We start from the raw sequence: 16,174 nt of genomic DNA, 5'->3' as shown, positions 1-16,174 counted from the left end.
AATTGAACAGCAGGCTTGTACCCGGCGCGCTGCGAAATTGAGCTTTCACGTCCCTCGAATCCGCCTTACCCTTACGAGGTCGAGATGGGGCGGGCGACGTTTCCGAGGGGGCCAGAGGGAATCACGACGGATTGGCTGACCGATGCCGTCGGTGCACCGGTATCGTCCTTCGAGGTCGAGCAGATCGGAATGGGCGTCGGTCTTCTGGGGCGCATGCTCCGGGTGACCTTGACCGGTGACGGAACCACGCCCTCGAGTATCGTCATGAAGTTGCCGACGCTCGACGAAGGCGCACGGCGAACCATCATGAAGCCCATGCGCTTCTACGAAAGGGAAGTCCATTTTTACCAGGAGGCCGCGCACGCCGTCCCTGTCGCGACACCAAAAGTCCACTTCGCCGAGTTCGATCCGGCGACCGATGACTTCGTGCTCGTCTTCGAAGACTGTAGCGACCGCCGGATGGCGGACCAGATCGCCGGCTGTTCGGAGGCCGACGCCGACACCTCGATCGACGCGATGGTCGCGCTTCATTCGCATTCGTGGGCGGCGTTGCATGCTTCCACCTATCCGTGGTTGCCGAAGTATTGCGATTCACCCTACCCGCAGGCGTGGGGCGGGATGTTCAAGCGGGGCTGGCCGCGCGCAAAAGAGATCTTCGGGGCCCGAATTCCCAAGCAGATCCGTGATTTCGGGGACCGCTACGAACTTATCGTCCAGCCGTATCTCGACGAGATCACGGCGGAGCCTGTGACGTTCTGCCACGGCGACTTCCGGCTCGACAATTTTCTCTTCGCGACGAAGGCAGAGCACGCCCCCGTGACGATCGTCGACTGGCCGATCTGCTTCCGCGGCCGGGGCGCGTACGATCTCGCGTACTTCATCAGCCAGAGCCTCACGCCGGAGGACCGGCGTGCGAACGAGGAACGGCTGATCGACCGGTACCTAAACGGGCTTACCGCCCACGGCATCAAGTATCCCCGCGACCAGTTGATGCGGGATTACAAACGGACCGTGGCGTGGTGCTTCCTCTACCCGGTCGCGGTGGTGGGAACGGTCGAAATAAAGACCGAACGCCAGCTGCAGCTCCTGCAAGGGATGCTCGACCGTTCGATCGCAGCCATCGAGGACTCTGCAGCACTCGAAGTTCTGCGCTAGTCCGATGTAGCACGCGTGAACTCGAGGACCGAAGGGGACAACCGCTTTCGCGCTTCCTCGAGGGCGCGACGATTGGTTGGATTCTCGGTAAGGAAGCGCTCGCGAAGGCACGGATCGGGGATGCTCTCGGCACGAATGCGGATCTGTTCGATGGTGCCCTCCAAAATGGGTAGGGCCGCCGGGCTGCTCGCCGCAACGTGGGCCTCGAATGCCGCAAACCGAAGTCCCACCTCGAAGATGCCGCAGGCCTCGCGCGAAACGACCCAATCGAGCGCAGCGTCGGCGTGCTCGCACGCTTCGGCGTGACGGCCGGCGTGCCGGAGAACATTCGTCGATACGGTATCGGCATAAGAACGGAGCACCAAGAGGTCCGTAATCATATGGAGGGCGAGTCGAACGTGTTTCTCGGCAGGTTCGAGTTCGCCGCGTGTGAGGTGGATCTGGCCAAGAACTGCATTCGCAAGGCCTTGCATGCTGGGGTCGGCCGGAACCTCCAAATATTCGCGGAGAATGCGCTCGGCTTCGTCGAGCGACGCGATATCCCCTTTGTCGACCAGCGTCAGTGCGAGATACGGCGCCGCGAACGATAAAAGCCATTCTCGGGTGCGCCGGGCCACATCGAAGGTGGCGCGTAGTTTCGACTCCCCCGCATCGAAACAGCCTAAGTGAACGAGCGCATAACCCTGATAAGTCCTTACGAGCGCAAGGAGACGCGGGTACTCGGCTTGCTCGAACAACGATTCCGCGCGAGAACCCGCCATCAAGGCGCGCCAAGGATTCGGCTGAGACCACAAGGCGACGACCATGTGCCCGAACTCCCACCAGGCCTTTCCGTGGGCATCTTCCGGCGGGAGGAGCATATCGTCCATTTGCGTGAGGTAGGGCGCGATCTGCGTGGGCTGGCCGGACCAGACGAACCGCATCACGATGAGCGATAGGGCCCGCATGCGCATTCCCGCGGCTTGCCGCTCGAAAGGGGCGATTTGCAGCTTTTCCCCCCACTGCAAAACCTCGTCCCAACGATCGAGACACGCCGTCACCAAGACCAAGGTGCCGGCTGCGAGCCACCAGTTGGCGCTCCCGCGGCGGAGCAGAGGCAGTGCGGCTTGGAGGAGCGCGTGGGCATCCGCATACTCGTAGCGGAAGAAACTGCCGCGCGCGCGCGCCGTGAGGAGCGCGCCCAGGACATCCCCTTTCGCACCGCATGCGATTCCTCGCTCGGTAAGACTCGCCAAGGTCGCAAGCTCATTGTGATTGAGCGCCTCGGCGGCCGCCCTTGCGTAGTAGGCCGCCGCTCGATCCATGTCGCCGCCGAGGGCGAAGTGTTCTGCGAGAACGCCTGGATCGCATTCGCCCATCGATTCGAGAAATGTGGCGGCCGCACTGTGCCCCACCGAACGATCCGCGTCGGTGAGCGTGTTGTGAGCGGCCTCACGGAGCAGCGCATGCCGGAACGAATACTGAGTATCTCCGAGAAAGCGGCTTGCGGCACTTCGCGAGACGAGCTCCTGATCGAGCAGGGCCTCGAGCCGATCGTCGATGCTCGCAGCCGAATCACGCTCCCCGAGCAGCGCGATCAGCCCTGCGCGCCAAAAGGTCGTACCGTAAACACTCGCGGCGCGCAGCAGCCGGCGCAGTCCGGGCTCGAGGCGCTGGAGCCGCGCTTGCAACATCGCAATCACGGTGTCCGGCATGACGTCGGACGTATTTTCGGCGACGAAACGAATCAGCTCCTCCAAAAAGAGCGCATTGCCCTCCGCTTGATCGACGATTCGTTCCACGACATCGCGCGCGACCTGGGTGCCGAGGACATGGGTCACGAGCTGGGTGCTCGCCTTTTTCGTCAAACCATGGAGCCTGAGACCTTCGCGTTTGCGTTCGGCCCAGAGCTTCGGATGAAGCTCTTCGATCTCGGGCCGCGCAAGAGCCAGAACCATGATCGGCTTGTCGCTGCACTCGCGCAGCATGTCGTCGATGAGCCGCACCGTCAGCCGGTCACCCCAATGGAGATCCTCGAGGACGAGAAGCACCGGGTGCGCGCTCGTTTCGGCGCGCACGAAGGAGACGAATGCCGCGCTCACCTGATCGGCCATGGTGGGCGACTCCGTGCGCGCGCCCCGGGGTTTCGGTTTCGTATTCGACGGGAAAGGGATCCTACAGAGCTCGCCCAGGAATTCCGTGACGAACGGGGCTTCACCTCTAGGCACATGGCGCGACACCCGATCCTGGAGGTGGTGCTGTTGCACCATGAGTTCCTCGTCATCGTGCACGTCGATGAGCCTGCGCAAAGCATCCCAGAGCAGGCCGTAGGGTGCGCCCGCCCGCGTTGGATCGCCGCGTCCGAGCCACACGTCGACCGTCCTCGCGGTGTCGTGCTGCACCTGGCGGACGAATTCGCGGCGTAGGTGCGATTTCCCGATTCCGGGCGGAGCGACCACCACGATGAGGCGAGCGGTCGAGTCCTCGCAGCACTCGTCCAGAATCATTTGCAGTTGGGCGAGCTCCCGATTGCGGCCGACACAAGGCGTCGGTTTACCGAGCAATAGCCGCGTCTCCTCGGTTTGGAGCTCCGCCTCCAAAATGCAGATCCCGGACATCGGCCGACTCATGTGAAAGCGCGCATCGAGCAATTGCGCCGTGACGTCGTCGATCCAGACGCCATCGGTGGCCACGCTTCGTTCCGACGCCTTGGAGGCCTGCACCAACTTACCCGCGCGGTCCATGACCTCTCCATCGGGCAGGTGCTCGCCCACGACGCCTCGGCCCGTCGCGAGCACGACACGCTGCGAAGGGGAGTCTTTGCGAAGAAAGAGCGCGCACCGCGCCGCCTGCATGGCTTGGTCGGTCGCGGTCATGCTCCCGGTCTGCGCGAGCGTCGCAATCATCGATCCGTCCACGAGCCGTTCGACCCGCACTCCGAAGCGACCGCGCAGGGCTTCGCCGAGGGTCTGGTGAGCCCCATTGTCACCTTCTTGGTTGGCGCTTTTTCGAGGCTCGTCGATGCTGTCCTCGCCGGTGCCGTGCGCAATCGACAAGATCACGCTCGCGAGTTGTTGTTCCTGCGAAAGGGGGGCGGGACGGACGACGGCATCGTCGGAGGCGGGTTCGTCCGAGAGCGAGCCGAGCTGGTTCAGTGCATCGAGGAGCACGCCCGCATCCTTGGGACGTTGCTGCGGGTCCTTCGCGAGCATCCGTGCGAGCAACGCCTCCAGGTCTTTCGGCATCGTCGGTCGCAGCGTGCGCAGCTTTGGAGCCTCGTGGAACAGGATGCCCGCCATGACGATGGTTGGGTGCGCTCCATCGAAGAGCAGTTGCCCGGTCAGGCATCGGAACATCACGCACCCGAGCGCGAACACATCGGCGGTCGGACCGATCGCCTCGCCGCGCGCCTGTTCGGGCGCCATGTAGCGAGGCGTGCCGAGTGCCAGCCCGGCCCCTGTGAGCTCGGACGAGATCAGGCGTGCCACGCCGAAGTCGAGCAAGGACACGCGATCCGGTCGACCCTCTAGAAGGAATATGTTCTCGGGCTTGAGGTCCCGGTGCACGATCCCCTGCCTATGCGCGACCATAAGGGCATCGGCGATCCCTCGGAACAGGGTTATCGTTTCCGCGAGGGATAAGCCTTCCCGGTCCATACGACGACCAAGGTCCTCCCCCTCGAGCCATTCCATGACGAGAAATGCATCTCCTTGCGGAGTGATGCCATGATCGACGTAGGACACGATTCCCGGGTGCCGCAACTGCGACAAGACGAACGCCTCCCGCTCGAATCGCTCGCGAAGGTCGCGCACATGCGCAAGTCGGCGAAGCACCTTGAGTGCCACCGTGGCACCGTCGCGCTTTTCGTCTCTGGCGCGGTAGACGATGGCCATCCCACCAGTACCGGCCACGTCTTCCAGGACGAATCGGTCAGCGAAGATGTTCTTGAGTGCGAGCGTTTTCTCGCCCATGGCACCTCTCGAGTCCGGATGATCTGCGCTCCCGAATGAGATTTTACGAGGCGTGGGGGACACAGGCGAACAAATCGTGCACCCGCTCGGTGGAGCTTGATGGCACCCGGAATCGAAGGTACGGCTTCGTCGAATCCCATGTCCGATACCGACAAAGTTTTCTCTGGGGCGATTCCCGTTCTCTATGAGCGCTACCTGGTTCCGCTCATTTTCCAACCCTACGCGGATGACCTGGCGAGTCGACTGAAGCCACGGCCGCCCGGGCGGCTGCTCGAGCTGGCCGCGGGCACGGGCGTTTTGACCCGCGCCTTGGTCGGCGCATTCGAGGGAAAGACGGACATTGTCGCCACGGATCTGAATCCGGCCATGCTCGACCATGCTCGCGCACTGGCGACGAACCTCGATGTCGAGTGGCGCCAGGCCGACGCGATGCAACTTCCCTTCGAGGACGGTGCATTCGATGCGGTCGTGTGCCAGTTCGGGGCCATGTTCTTCCCCGACAAGGGGCGCGCCTACGCCGAGGCTCGCCGGGTGCTTCGCCCGGGTGGACTCTTCGCATTCAGCGTATGGGATCGCATCGAAGAAAACGAGTTCGCCGACGTCATCACGACCGCGCTCGAATCCGTCTTTCCCGACGATGCGCCGCGCTTTCTTGCGCGCACCCCTCACGGCTACCACGACCGCGCGCTCATCGAGCGGGACCTCGCCGCCGGGGGCTTCGGGGAGACGGCACTCATCGAGACGGTCACCGCGCGTAGCCGAGCGGAATCGCCATCCGTCCCCGCGATCGCCTATTGCCAGGGGACGCCGCTACGGAACGAAATCGAGGCCCGCAATCCGAAGCGGCTCGCGGAAGCGACCGATATCGCGAAAGCGGTCATCGCGAAACGATTCGGCACGGGAGCGGTCGACGGCAAGATTCAGGCACATGTCGTCACGGTCCGCAAAGACGGCGCCATGTGAGTGCCGCACGTTCAACCCTTCGCGCGGCCGATGCCGTCCCAAGCCTCGGAGCCGAGGCGACGGAAGGTCTCCCGAATCGAGGTGCCGCCGGTGGGAGCTTGGCGCGAGTGCTTCAGGTCCTCGAGAACGGCGTCGCCGGCCTGCATCACGGCCGCGAGCAGGAGCACGGGCAGAATGGCGATGCGGTATCCCATCGATTCGACCTCGCGCAAATCGGAAATGGGCGTTCTGCCGCCGCCTACGACATTGAGCAAGCAAGGGCCGTGCACCCGTCGCGGAATGGCGGCGATGTCGTCGAGCTGAGTCGGCGCCTCCACGAAGGCGACGTCCGCGCCAGCATCCAGCGCGGCATTGGCGCGATCGATTGCGTCGTCGAGGCCGTGAACGGCGACGGCATCGGTGCGGGCCACGAGGACGAAGTCGGCATTCGTGCGCGCGGCGGCCGCGGCCCGGATTTTCGAGACGAAGGCCGCACGCGGGATGACGTCTTTGCCGTCCAAATGCCCGCACCGTTTGGGCGACACCTGATCTTCCAAGTGAATACCGGCTACGCCGCGTGATTCGAATTCACGCACCGTGCGCGTGACATTGAGCTCGTTGCCATAGCCCGTGTCGGCATCGGCCAGAACGGGCACCGAAACGGAGCGCGCGAGGATGCCCGCGTTCTCCGCCATTTCCGTGAGGGTGAGCAAGCCGTAATCCGGATAGCCGCGCGCGACCGAGGTGCCGGCGCCCGTCATGTAAACCAGCGGAAAGCCCGCTTGTTCGACGAGCCGGGCGGTGATTCCGTCGTAGGCGCCGGGGGCGACGACCAGGCCGGGACCTTCGAGCAGGCGTCGAAAGGCTCGGGCGGGCGTGATGGATTCCATCATGGTGTTCTAGGTATAGAACGAAAGACGCACGAATCTTTCAATTACTTCTTTCGCGGTCGCCTCACGCCAATTGAGCGCGCAATATCGCTTTGATGCTCGGAATCGAGGATGGTGCCATCGAGAGCTCGGTCACGCCCAAAGCCACGAGGCGCCGCGCAACGTCGGCGTTGGCCGCCATTTCTCCGCATACGGCGACTTTTTTCCCGCCCGCCGATTGGGCCAGCCACTCGAGCGTGCGCCAGATTGCGGGATGATCAGGCCGGTACCATGCCGCGACGCTGGCATTGGTTCGTTCTGCGGCCATCATGTATTGAACGAGATCGTTGGTCCCGACGCTGACGAAGTCGACGTGGGCGGCCATCGAGTCGAATGCAACGGCGCAGGCCGGCACTTCGACCATAATGCCAATATGGTCCGGGCGACGATGCGGGCGGCCCTCGAGGCTTCGTGCGGCGTCGGCCACGGCGGCGCGGAAGGCCATGGCATCCTGGGCCGTCGTGACCATGGGGGCCATGATGGAGAGGATCCCCTTCCAGGATGCGGCCGCGCGCAGGACGGCGCGCAGTTGCGTGCGGAGAACTTCGGGATGCGCCAAAGAATGGCGCAGGCCGCGCAAACCGAGAAAGCCGTGGGTCACGGAATCCAGCCCGAGTGCGGGAATGTCCTTGTCGCCGCCCACGTCGAGGGTGCGAATGGTCACTTCACGGTCGGGAAAGGCCGAGAGGATGCCTTCGAGCTGCGCGACCTGCTCGTCCTCGGTGGGCAGGTTCGTCTTGTCCACGAAGAACAATTCGGTGCGCAACAGCCCAATGGCGTCGGCGCCGCGCTCGCGGGCCAGGTGCGCCTCGGCCAAAGATGCCACGTTGGCCGCCACGACGATGGTGCGACCATCGCGCGCCATCACCGGGGCATGCGCCGTTTCCAAGGCGGCCGCACGCGCCCTCGCGTCTTCGGCTTGGCGGGTGCGCGCTTCCGCCAACGCGTCGGGTGAAGGCTCGACGAGGAAGGCTCCGCGGTCTCCGTCCAGAATGGCCATGGCCCCATCGCGGGCTCTGGCCAGCTCGCCCATGCGCACGAGCATGGGCAGCCCGCGCCCGCGCGCCACGACCACGGAGTGCGCGGTCGCGCCACCCTGCGCGAGCACGATGCCCGCGACGCCGGCATCAGCCAGCTGCCCCACCATCGACGGCGTGAGGTCCTCCGCTAGGACGATGGCCGATTCCAAATTCGATACATCGATATGCACGATATCGGGCTGGAGTTGCGCCAGAACGCGCAGCCCGACGTCCACCACGTCCATCGCGCGACCGGCCACCAGGGCATCGCGGCTTTGCAGAAGCGCATTGCGTGCATGTTGCACCGATCGCCACCAAGCCGGTGCGGCGGCCAACCCCGACCCGATGGCCGTTTGGGTCGCGGTGAGCAGCTCCGGATCGGAAAGGAGCAACCGATGTGCCTCGGCGAGTTCGGTGTGCTCGCGGCCGAGCTCGCGCGCCACCTCCGCGAGGGCCCGTTCGAAGGCCTTGGCCTCCGTCGCCGGATGGCCCGAGGACTCTGGCACGATGGGCTCGGCCGCGCGCAGCCGCCGAATCGGCCCGATGGCCAATCCCGGCACCGCCGCATGGGCGGACGCCGGCGGCTGCGCCGGTGCATCGCCGAAGCCCTCGTGAACGGCAGCCTCGATCGCCGCCAGCGCCGCCTCGGCGTTTTCGCCCTCGGCTTCGATCCGCATCGCCGCACCACCGCGAAGGCCCAGCGCCACGACGGCGAGGATCGAACGCGCATCCACGAGCCCGCCGCCTTCAGGCCCCACCCGAAGTGCAACACGATGTTCGGCCGCGATGCGCGCCAGGCGGGCTGCCGGCCGCGCATGCAAGCCAAGCGGGTTTTGCAGGGTGAAGACGCGCGCCGTCGCCGAGGCCGCGGGAGCGCGCGCAGGCTCCGCGGGCGCGTGTCCACCTGCGGCGGCCGCATCCGCGGCGACGGTGTCGAGGTTCGCTCCGCCCTGCGCGGTCACGGCGGCCGCCATCGTCCCCTCGACCAGCGGGGCGTCGACGACGCGGGCGCCGTCCTCCATTTCGGCCACGAGGTCCGCGCTCATTTTTGCGCTGCCGAGATCGTACAGAATGACGACCCCCGCGCCGACATTGGCCTCCGTCGCCGCTGCGAGGATTTTGTCGAAGCTGGTTCCAATGCCGCCTTCGTCCGTTCCGCCGGCGGGGCGAATCGCAACGTCGGGCGCCATTTGGGCAGCCATTTCGCATACGCCCTCCGCGAGGCGCGCGCTATGCGAGACCACGACGATGCCCACCTTCATGATGCGGCCGTGGCTTTCGCGAGGGCGCGAAACATCAACGCCGTGGACGTGGCGCCCGGATCCTGATGGCCGACGCTCCGCGGGCCCAAATACGATGCACGGCCTTTGCGCGCCTGCAGCGATGCCGTTGCACGCGCGCCTTCCTCCGCGGCATCCGCCGCGCGCTCCGTGGCGGCGGCAGCCGTTCCGCCTTGCTTCAGCGCCTCTTCGAACGCGGCCAGCGCCGGTGCATACGCGTCGACCATCGTTTTGTCGCCCGGCACCGCCGCCCCGAGTTTCTGAATGGCCGCCAGCCCATCGGCCAGCGCCGTGCGCAATTGTTCGTCCGAGGGAGACGGCTGACGCAACGCTTTGCCAATGGCGCGGAAGGCACTTCCATAAAGAGGCCCGGACGCACCGCCCACGCTCGAAATGAGCGTCCCGCCCACCTTGATCAACAGATCGCCCGGCGTTTCGGCCGAAAAGCCATTCAACGCCGTCAGGACCGCCGCAAAGCCGCGGCGCATGTTGGCGCCGTGATCGGCATCTCCAATGGCGGAATCGAGTTGGGTCAGATAATCCGTTTGCTCTTCGATGGAGGCGGCCAATGCCTGCATCCACGCCATCGCCCATGCGGTATTCATCATGGTCACACTCCCCATCGCAGGCCCGGCGTGTTCACGGGTGCGTCCCATAATTCGATGAGTCGCGGGTCGGCCTTGCAGACGGTGATCGACGCACCGGCCATATCGAGGCTCGTGATGTAATTGCCCACCAAATTGCGCGCGATGCCAATGCCCTTGCTTCGAAGGGTGGCGGCAACCTCGCCGAAAAGCACATAGAGCTCGATCAAGGGCGTACCGCCCAATCCGTTCACCATGACGATGGTCGAATCGCCGGCAGTAAGGGGTAAATCGGCCAGAATGGCCTCCATCGCGGTGGCCACGATGTCCTTTGCGTTGCGCACCTTTTCGCGGCGGCGGCCCGGTTCGCCGTGAATGCCCACGCCCACCTCCATTTCATCCTCGGGAAGGTCGAAGCCCGGCTTGCCCGCGGCGGGCGTGGTACACGCCGTGAGGGCCACGGCAAAGGAGCGCGAGGCCGCGTTGACCTTGCGGCCCACCTCGGCCACCTCGGCGAGGGGTGCGCCGCGTTCGGCGAGCGCGCCGGCCATTTTCTCGACGAAGACGGTGGCGCCGGTGCCGCGGCGACCCGCCGTCCACGTGGAGTCTTTCACCGCGACGTCGTCGTTGACCAGTACGGTCTCCACCTGAATATCCTCGTCGCCCGCGAGCTCGGCGGCGATTTGGAAGTTCATGACGTCGCCGGTGTAGTTCTTGACGATGTACACGACGCCGGCTCCGCCGTTGACGGCCGTGGTGGCGGCCACGATTTGATCCGGCACGGGTGAGGTGAACACTTCGCCCGGAACGGCGGCATCGAGCATGCCGGTTCCAACGAACCCGCCGTGCAAAGGCTCGTGGCCGGAGCCTCCGCCCGAGACCAGCCCGACCTTGCCGCGGCGCGGGCCTGCGGCTCGGGTGATGATTTTCTGCTGAAGGTCGACCTTCAACTCGGCGTGTGCAGCTGCCAACCCGAGCAGGGCGTCGGCAATTACGGTCTCGGCACTGTTGATAAATTTCTTCATCGGAGCCTCACCCTACCTTTTTGGCCTCTTGGCCTTCCTAGCCTTGCTGATCCTGAACACGGTACGTGGCGTCGAGCCTCGCATATGCGAGCCCTGCGAGCACGGCTCCAAGGATCTCGGCGGACACGTAGACCGGTAGCTGTTCCCAATGCACCGTACCACCGTAGACCTGGCCGACCAGCATCGGCCCCAGGGCTCGAGCCGGATTGATGGCCGCACCCGTGACCGGTCCCACGGGAAGAATGATCGCGAACACCGCCAAGCCGATGACGAGGCCCGCAAAGCCGGAGGGCGCGCGCCGATCGATGGCGCCGAAGACGACGAAGGCCAGCAGGAAGGTGCCGATGGCCTCCGCGAAAAAAGCCTGCGAGGCGTGGATGCTGGCCCCGTAGGTGGCGATCCCCAAGCCCGCGCGGACGGCCTCGCGTCCCAACACGCCGACGATGGCAAGCGCGCCCGCGGTGGCCCCGAGAGCCTGGGCCGCAATGTAGCCGGGCACTTGGCGCCAAGGCATTCGGCGCGTCGCGGCGAAGGCCAGCGTGATGGCCGGGTTGATATGGCACCCGGAGATGTGGCCAATCGAGTGCACCATGGCCACCACGGCCATACCGAAGGCCAAGGAGATCATCCCGAGCTCGGCCATGGTGAACGGTGCAGTGCCGCCCACGATCGACGTCGCCGGTACCGAGCCCACGCCGATGAAGACCAGTGCGGCGGTGCCCAATGCCTCGGCGAGGAGCTTCTGAGGGTACGTGTTCTCGTCGGCCATCGTGTCCTCCATCCCGAATGTCGTTCGTTATTACCGAACGATGTTCACAAACCTACCGTCGGCCCCGCCGCTGTCAAGGCATGGTTCGAGGACGCGGAGCGCTTTACGCGGTGCGTTGTGACGGATTGCGGGGTGCCCCGAGATCGCGCGAGAGATTGCGTGCGACTTCGCGCACGGCGAGGGCATGTTCCTCGCGGGCGGGGTCGGCCAGCAATCGCTCGACGGGTCCAACGATGCCCATGGAGCCGACGACCCGGCCGGATCGATCGAAGACGGGCGCCGCGATGCCAGCGTCGCCGAGCGCCGATTCTTGATCCTCGAAGGCGCACCCTACGCGGCGAACCTGTTCGAGCTGCGTGCGAAGCTTTTTGCGATCGGCGATGCTCGCGCCGGTGAGCACGGGCAACTCCGCTTTGAGAAGACGCTCACTCTCGGCGGACGGCGCGAAGGCCACGATGGCTTTTCCCAGCGCGCACGTGCTCCACGGGATGCTCGCACCGACGTCCAGAATCTGCACCGCGCCCTCGGGACGAAACGCATGGTGCACGACCAACACGCGATCGCCCGTGAGGATCGCGACCCAAACCGCTTCCCGCGTGCGCTGGGCCAGAGCATCCGCCCACGTCAGCGATCGGCCGCGGAGTTCTTGCGTCTCGAGGTAGGCGTTGCCCAGTCGGAGCAGTGCGGGGCCCAGGAGGTACTTCCCCGTTTCGGGATCTTGCACGACCAAACCGTCGGCCTCCAAGGTGCGCAGCAAGGCATGCATCGTGGGCTTGGCCACGCCCACCCGCTCCGCCAACTCGGTCACGCCCATGCGCGGGCCGGCAGTCGCTAGCTCCTGAAGGATCTTCGTGGCGCGGCGAACGGATTGGACGAGCATGGTGTCGGTCTTTCGGTGTTCGTGAACGGTGTTCCGAGTCTACCCCATCGCTCCACGTTCGGCCAGCAATGTACGAAGCGCGCCAGGCGCATATCCGATCAACGATGTGAGTTCATCAACGTTCGTCGATACGAAGCGTTGATTGTTGATTGGCTTTTCAAAACGACTATATCGATTCGACATTCTTGATTTAGGAGGCCATCCCATGTCGAAGAGGATGATTGGTTCACTTTCCGTGAGCGCCCTTGGCGTCGCCGCCATGCTTGCCATCGACGCGCCGGCCATGGCGGAATCGGTCCCGAGCGATCACGATACCGTGCAGGCCGAGGCCGCGGAGCCTGGTGTCGACCGCATTGCCATGTGGGACGTGGAGGTCGATCGGGCGGCGAGGACGTTCAGTTTCAACACGGCCGAACGATTTGGCGATCCATTGGAGCATGTCGTCGCCACGTGGACCGGAGACGATCGCGGGTTCGAATACGTGGTCACCAGCTTGCGCGAGCACCCGGAGCTATTTCACGTTTTCCGGTTGTATGACTGGCGAAACGGAAAGGCCAAGTGCAAATACTATTACCACACGGCGGGCTGAACGAAGTTGCGCCAACCCGAGCCATTCGATTCGAGAATGGCTACACCCCAGCCAGGGAGCGACAAGGTCGTTCCCTGGTGCGGTACATCGAGGGCTACGTTCACGGGGTGCTCGTCGAATTGAAGCACCACGAGCGTCTTCTCCGTTCCCGCGGTGCGAACGTAGGCATACACGGTCGGTGCAGACGAAGCCACACGCGTCCAATCGCGGGAACGTAGGCTGGGACGCGTGCGTCGCAATGCGATGAGCCTTTTGTACCAATCGCGCAACGCGCCGCCTTGCTCGAAGTGGACGGCGCCCGATGCGCCGTATGGCTCGTATTCAGCCCCCACCTCTTGCCCGGTGAAGAGGCACGGCACCCCAGGCAACGTCAAAAGCGCCGCCGCGGCGACGCGGGCCATGCCCGGCCCATGACGGGTGATGAAACGCGGGCCCGTGTCGTTGTTGTCGAGAAATCGCAGCACGTGCGCCGCTGGGGCGATGGCGGCCGTCTCGCGCAGGGCGCGATCGAGTCGTTCGGGAACGCCCTTCGGATCGTCGAACACGTGTTCCCAGGCCCAATGCCCCGGCTCCTGCGTCCAGTCATAGGCCGCATCGAACCCGTGCGACACGTAAAACGGGTCCCGCGCGGACGCTTCCGCGATCAACGTCACATCGGGTCGTGCGCGACGGAGCTCGGCGCTCCAGGCTCCCCAAAAGGACGGAGCGCGCTCGCGGATCCCCCAAGCGGCGTCCACGCGGTAGCCGTCGATTCCGCTGGTGCGGATCCAGGACAACGACGCATCCGTCATCCAATGCGCCACCGCCGGCTCGGCGTAATTCAGATTGGGCAAGTGCGTCCAATCGAAATAATGTGTCGCACTCCCCTGCGCATCGCGCTGGTAAAAGCCAAAATACGGCGATGAAGGACCGCGCGCCTCGGCATCCAGGAAATAAGGGTGCTTCGACGAGGTGTGGTTCGGCACCAAATCGAGAAGCACCTTCAGATGAAGGCGGTGGGCCTCGGCCACGAGCGCGTCCAGATCGGCGCGCGTACCATAGTCCTTCCGTACCGCGAGGTAATCGATGACCGCGTACCCGAAATCGCCAGGGGGCGTTTCGAAAATGGGCGTGAGCCACAGAGTCGTAATGCCCAAATCGGCCAAGGATGCCAAGTTGCGCGTCACGGCTTGCAGAGGTGGCGAACCGAAACGAGGCGGAATCACGCCGTAGACGATGGCGTTCTCGATGCCGCCCTCGGTCGTGACCGGCGGGCCTTCGGGCGACAGAAATGCCAGCGAAAGAATCGCCGCAACGAACGGCGGCCAGCGCATCATGCCGCGCGATCCTCGATGAGGCCGCGCACTTGATGCTCGACCAACGATGCATAGTACCCCTTGGCGCGCACCAATTCCGCGTGCGTGCCACACTCGACGATCTGCCCGTCCTTGAGCACCAAAATGCGGTCTGCGCGAACCACGGTGGCCAAGCGATGCGCAATGATGAACGTCGTCCGTCCTGCCATGAGCCGGCCCAGGGCTTCTTGCACCAACGATTCCGATTCGGCATCGAGCGCCGATGTCGCCTCGTCCAAAATGAGAATGGGCGCATCCTTCAGCAGCGCCCGTGCAATGGCAATTCGCTGGCGCTCGCCGCCCGAAAGGGTACTCCCTCGCTCACCGACGCGGGTCGCATACGCACGAGGAAGCTGCGTCACGAAGTCGTGCGCGTTGGCCGCACGCGCGGCTTTTTCGATGTCCTCGTCGGTCGCGTACGGCCGGCCGAAAGCAATGTTGCCTCGAATGGTGTCGCTGAAGAGGAGCCCTTCTTGAAGAACGACGCCAATCTGGGCCCGCAAGGACCGCTGTTTGAGCGAACGAAGATCGACCCCATCGACGTAAACGGCCCCCGATGAGGGATCGTGAAGGCGCTGCAAAAGAGCCATGAGCGTCGTTTTGCCTGCGCCACTCGGTCCCACCAAGGCCACCGTCTCGCCGGGTTTCACGGTGATGTTGACCCGATCGAGCACCGGCCGGCCACCGTAGCCGAAGCTGACGTCACGAAACTCGACGGCACCTCGCAACGGCGCCGCCTCGCACGCATCGGCGGAGTCGAGCACGGTGTCCTCGGCGTCCAAAATGGAAAAGACGGTTTTGAGCGCCACCTGCCCGCGGCGCGTCGTTTGATAGGCGCCGGTGAGCGATTGAACGGGTTGGAAGGCACCGCCGACGTAACCTAGAAAGGCGATCAGCGTGCCAATGGGAATAGCGTCCGTGGCGATCAAGTATCCGCCCAGCGATACGGCGGCCACGCGCGCGGTCACCGCAACGGCATTTTTCGTGGCCTCCACCCGCGCATCGGTGGCCACCCCGCGCATCACCAGCTGATTGGCGGCATCGACCCGCTTGAGAAAGCGCTGCTTTTCACTCTCCTCGCGGGCAAAGCTCTTCACCACCATCATGCCGGCCAGGGCTTCGTTGAAGCGTGCGAACACCCGAGCCCACCGCTCGAGCAGCCGCCGCTCGCGGGTCACTTGCTCGCGCGATGCCCGCGCACCGAGGACGGCCGGAATGGGGGCGAAGCCGAGGACCAAAAGGCCCAAGCGCCATTCCAATCGGAGCATGATGACGATGGCCATCACGAGGTAGATCGTCGAAGGAAGAATTTGTACGAAGACGGTGGAAAAGGCCGTCACGGTACCGCTGATTCCGCGATCGACTTTGGCCATCAAGGACCCTACCGCGTGCCGCTGATGAAAGGATAGGGGCAGCGTGTGCAACCGATCGATGGTGGCGCTGGTCATTCGATAATTGATGGCAATGCGCGTGCGCCACACGAGCCAATCCAGAAGTGCCACGATGCCTTCGCGGGTCAGAAGCATCAGGGCCAGAAGCCCGACGACTCCCATCAACCGCGCGACGCTGGCATGGGCCACCAACGCATCGAAAAAGACTTTCAGGACCAGCGGCTCGAGGGCGAGCACCAATGAACTGGTTGTTCCCAAAAGTAGAATCCCGAGTAGGGCGAAACGATCGGGATGAACGAACGACCAAGCCCGCCGCCAAAGGGCTGG

12 protein-coding genes are annotated in these 16,174 nt (G+C 64.5%); 3 read left to right on the top strand and 9 right to left on the bottom strand.

The features are described 5' to 3' along the window. Window positions 1-84: 84 nt before the first annotated feature. Window positions 85-1,155, top strand: coding sequence for an ecdysteroid 22-kinase family protein (locus LZC95_52035; GenBank protein WXA94942.1), 1,071 nt, complete (start codon window positions 85-87; stop codon window positions 1,153-1,155). Here the strand turns inward: LZC95_52035 and LZC95_52030 are convergent. Continuing rightward, a complete protein-coding gene (locus LZC95_52030) occupies window positions 1,152-5,105 on the bottom strand; it encodes a protein kinase (GenBank protein WXA94941.1) in 3,954 nt (1,317 codons plus the stop codon). The genes LZC95_52035 and LZC95_52030 overlap by 4 nt on opposite strands. Before the next feature lie 138 nt (window positions 5,106-5,243). On the opposite strand from LZC95_52030, the gene LZC95_52025 reads away from it, so the two are divergent. Continuing rightward, the gene (locus tag LZC95_52025) at window positions 5,244-6,068 is read left to right on the top strand and encodes a class I SAM-dependent methyltransferase (protein ID WXA94940.1); all 825 of its coding nucleotides are present in this window, start codon (window positions 5,244-5,246) and stop codon (window positions 6,066-6,068) included. A gap of 11 nt (window positions 6,069-6,079) precedes the next feature. On the opposite strand, the gene LZC95_52020 is transcribed toward LZC95_52025, so the two are convergent. The 6 genes from LZC95_52020 to LZC95_51995 all read right to left on the bottom strand — a co-directional run bounded on the left by LZC95_52020 (window position 6,080) and on the right by LZC95_51995 (window position 12,533). Continuing rightward, on the bottom strand, window positions 6,080-6,940 hold the full coding sequence (locus LZC95_52020) for an isocitrate lyase/PEP mutase family protein (GenBank protein ID WXA94939.1): 861 nt from the start codon (window positions 6,938-6,940) through the stop codon (window positions 6,080-6,082). Window positions 6,941-7,001: 61 nt separating this feature from the next. After that, on the bottom strand, window positions 7,002-9,257 hold the full coding sequence (gene ptsP / locus LZC95_52015) for a phosphoenolpyruvate--protein phosphotransferase (GenBank protein ID WXA94938.1): 2,256 nt from the start codon (window positions 9,255-9,257) through the stop codon (window positions 7,002-7,004). After that, the gene (gene dhaL / locus LZC95_52010; GenBank protein WXA94937.1) at window positions 9,254-9,883 is read right to left on the bottom strand and encodes a dihydroxyacetone kinase subunit L; all 630 of its coding nucleotides are present in this window, start codon (window positions 9,881-9,883) and stop codon (window positions 9,254-9,256) included. The genes ptsP and dhaL overlap by 4 nt, the downstream gene beginning before the upstream one ends. Window positions 9,884-9,885: 2 nt before the next feature. Beyond that, window positions 9,886-10,884 carry a dihydroxyacetone kinase subunit DhaK gene (dhaK, locus tag LZC95_52005; GenBank protein WXA94936.1) on the bottom strand — a complete coding sequence of 333 codons (999 nt, stop codon included), beginning with the start codon at window positions 10,882-10,884 and terminating at the stop codon, window positions 9,886-9,888. A 37-nt stretch (window positions 10,885-10,921) separates the two neighbouring features. Continuing rightward, window positions 10,922-11,653, bottom strand: a complete 732-nt coding sequence (locus LZC95_52000) for an aquaporin (protein WXA94935.1) — start codon at window positions 11,651-11,653, stop codon at window positions 10,922-10,924. 103 nt (window positions 11,654-11,756) lie between these two features. Further along, entirely contained in the window at window positions 11,757-12,533 is a 777-nt protein-coding gene (locus LZC95_51995; protein WXA94934.1) for an IclR family transcriptional regulator, read from the bottom strand. Between the two features lie 205 nt (window positions 12,534-12,738). On the opposite strand from LZC95_51995, the gene LZC95_51990 reads away from it, so the two are divergent. Further along, window positions 12,739-13,122 (top strand): hypothetical protein, encoded by a 384-nt coding sequence (locus tag LZC95_51990; GenBank protein WXA94933.1) that lies wholly within the window; start codon window positions 12,739-12,741, stop codon window positions 13,120-13,122. Here LZC95_51990 and LZC95_51985 read toward each other — a convergent pair. Together LZC95_51985 and LZC95_51980 are read right to left on the bottom strand one after the other, a co-directional pair. Beyond that, window positions 13,104-14,438 (bottom strand): DUF3459 domain-containing protein, encoded by a 1,335-nt coding sequence (locus LZC95_51985; GenBank protein WXA94932.1) that lies wholly within the window; start codon window positions 14,436-14,438, stop codon window positions 13,104-13,106. The two genes, LZC95_51990 and LZC95_51985, sit on opposite strands and share 19 nt — an antisense overlap. Next, window positions 14,435-16,105 carry an ABC transporter ATP-binding protein/permease gene (locus LZC95_51980; GenBank protein WXA94931.1) on the bottom strand — a complete coding sequence of 557 codons (1,671 nt, stop codon included), beginning with the start codon at window positions 16,103-16,105 and terminating at the stop codon, window positions 14,435-14,437. Before LZC95_51980 ends, LZC95_51985 begins: the two co-directional genes overlap by 4 nt. Window positions 16,106-16,174 lie beyond the last annotated feature (69 nt).

It is taken from the genome of Sorangiineae bacterium MSr12523, assembly GCA_037157775.1.
In the GTDB taxonomy this organism is placed as follows: domain Bacteria; phylum Myxococcota_A; class Polyangia; order Polyangiales; family Polyangiaceae; genus Pendulispora; species Pendulispora brunnea.
This window is presented reverse-complemented; position numbering and strand designations above follow the sequence as displayed.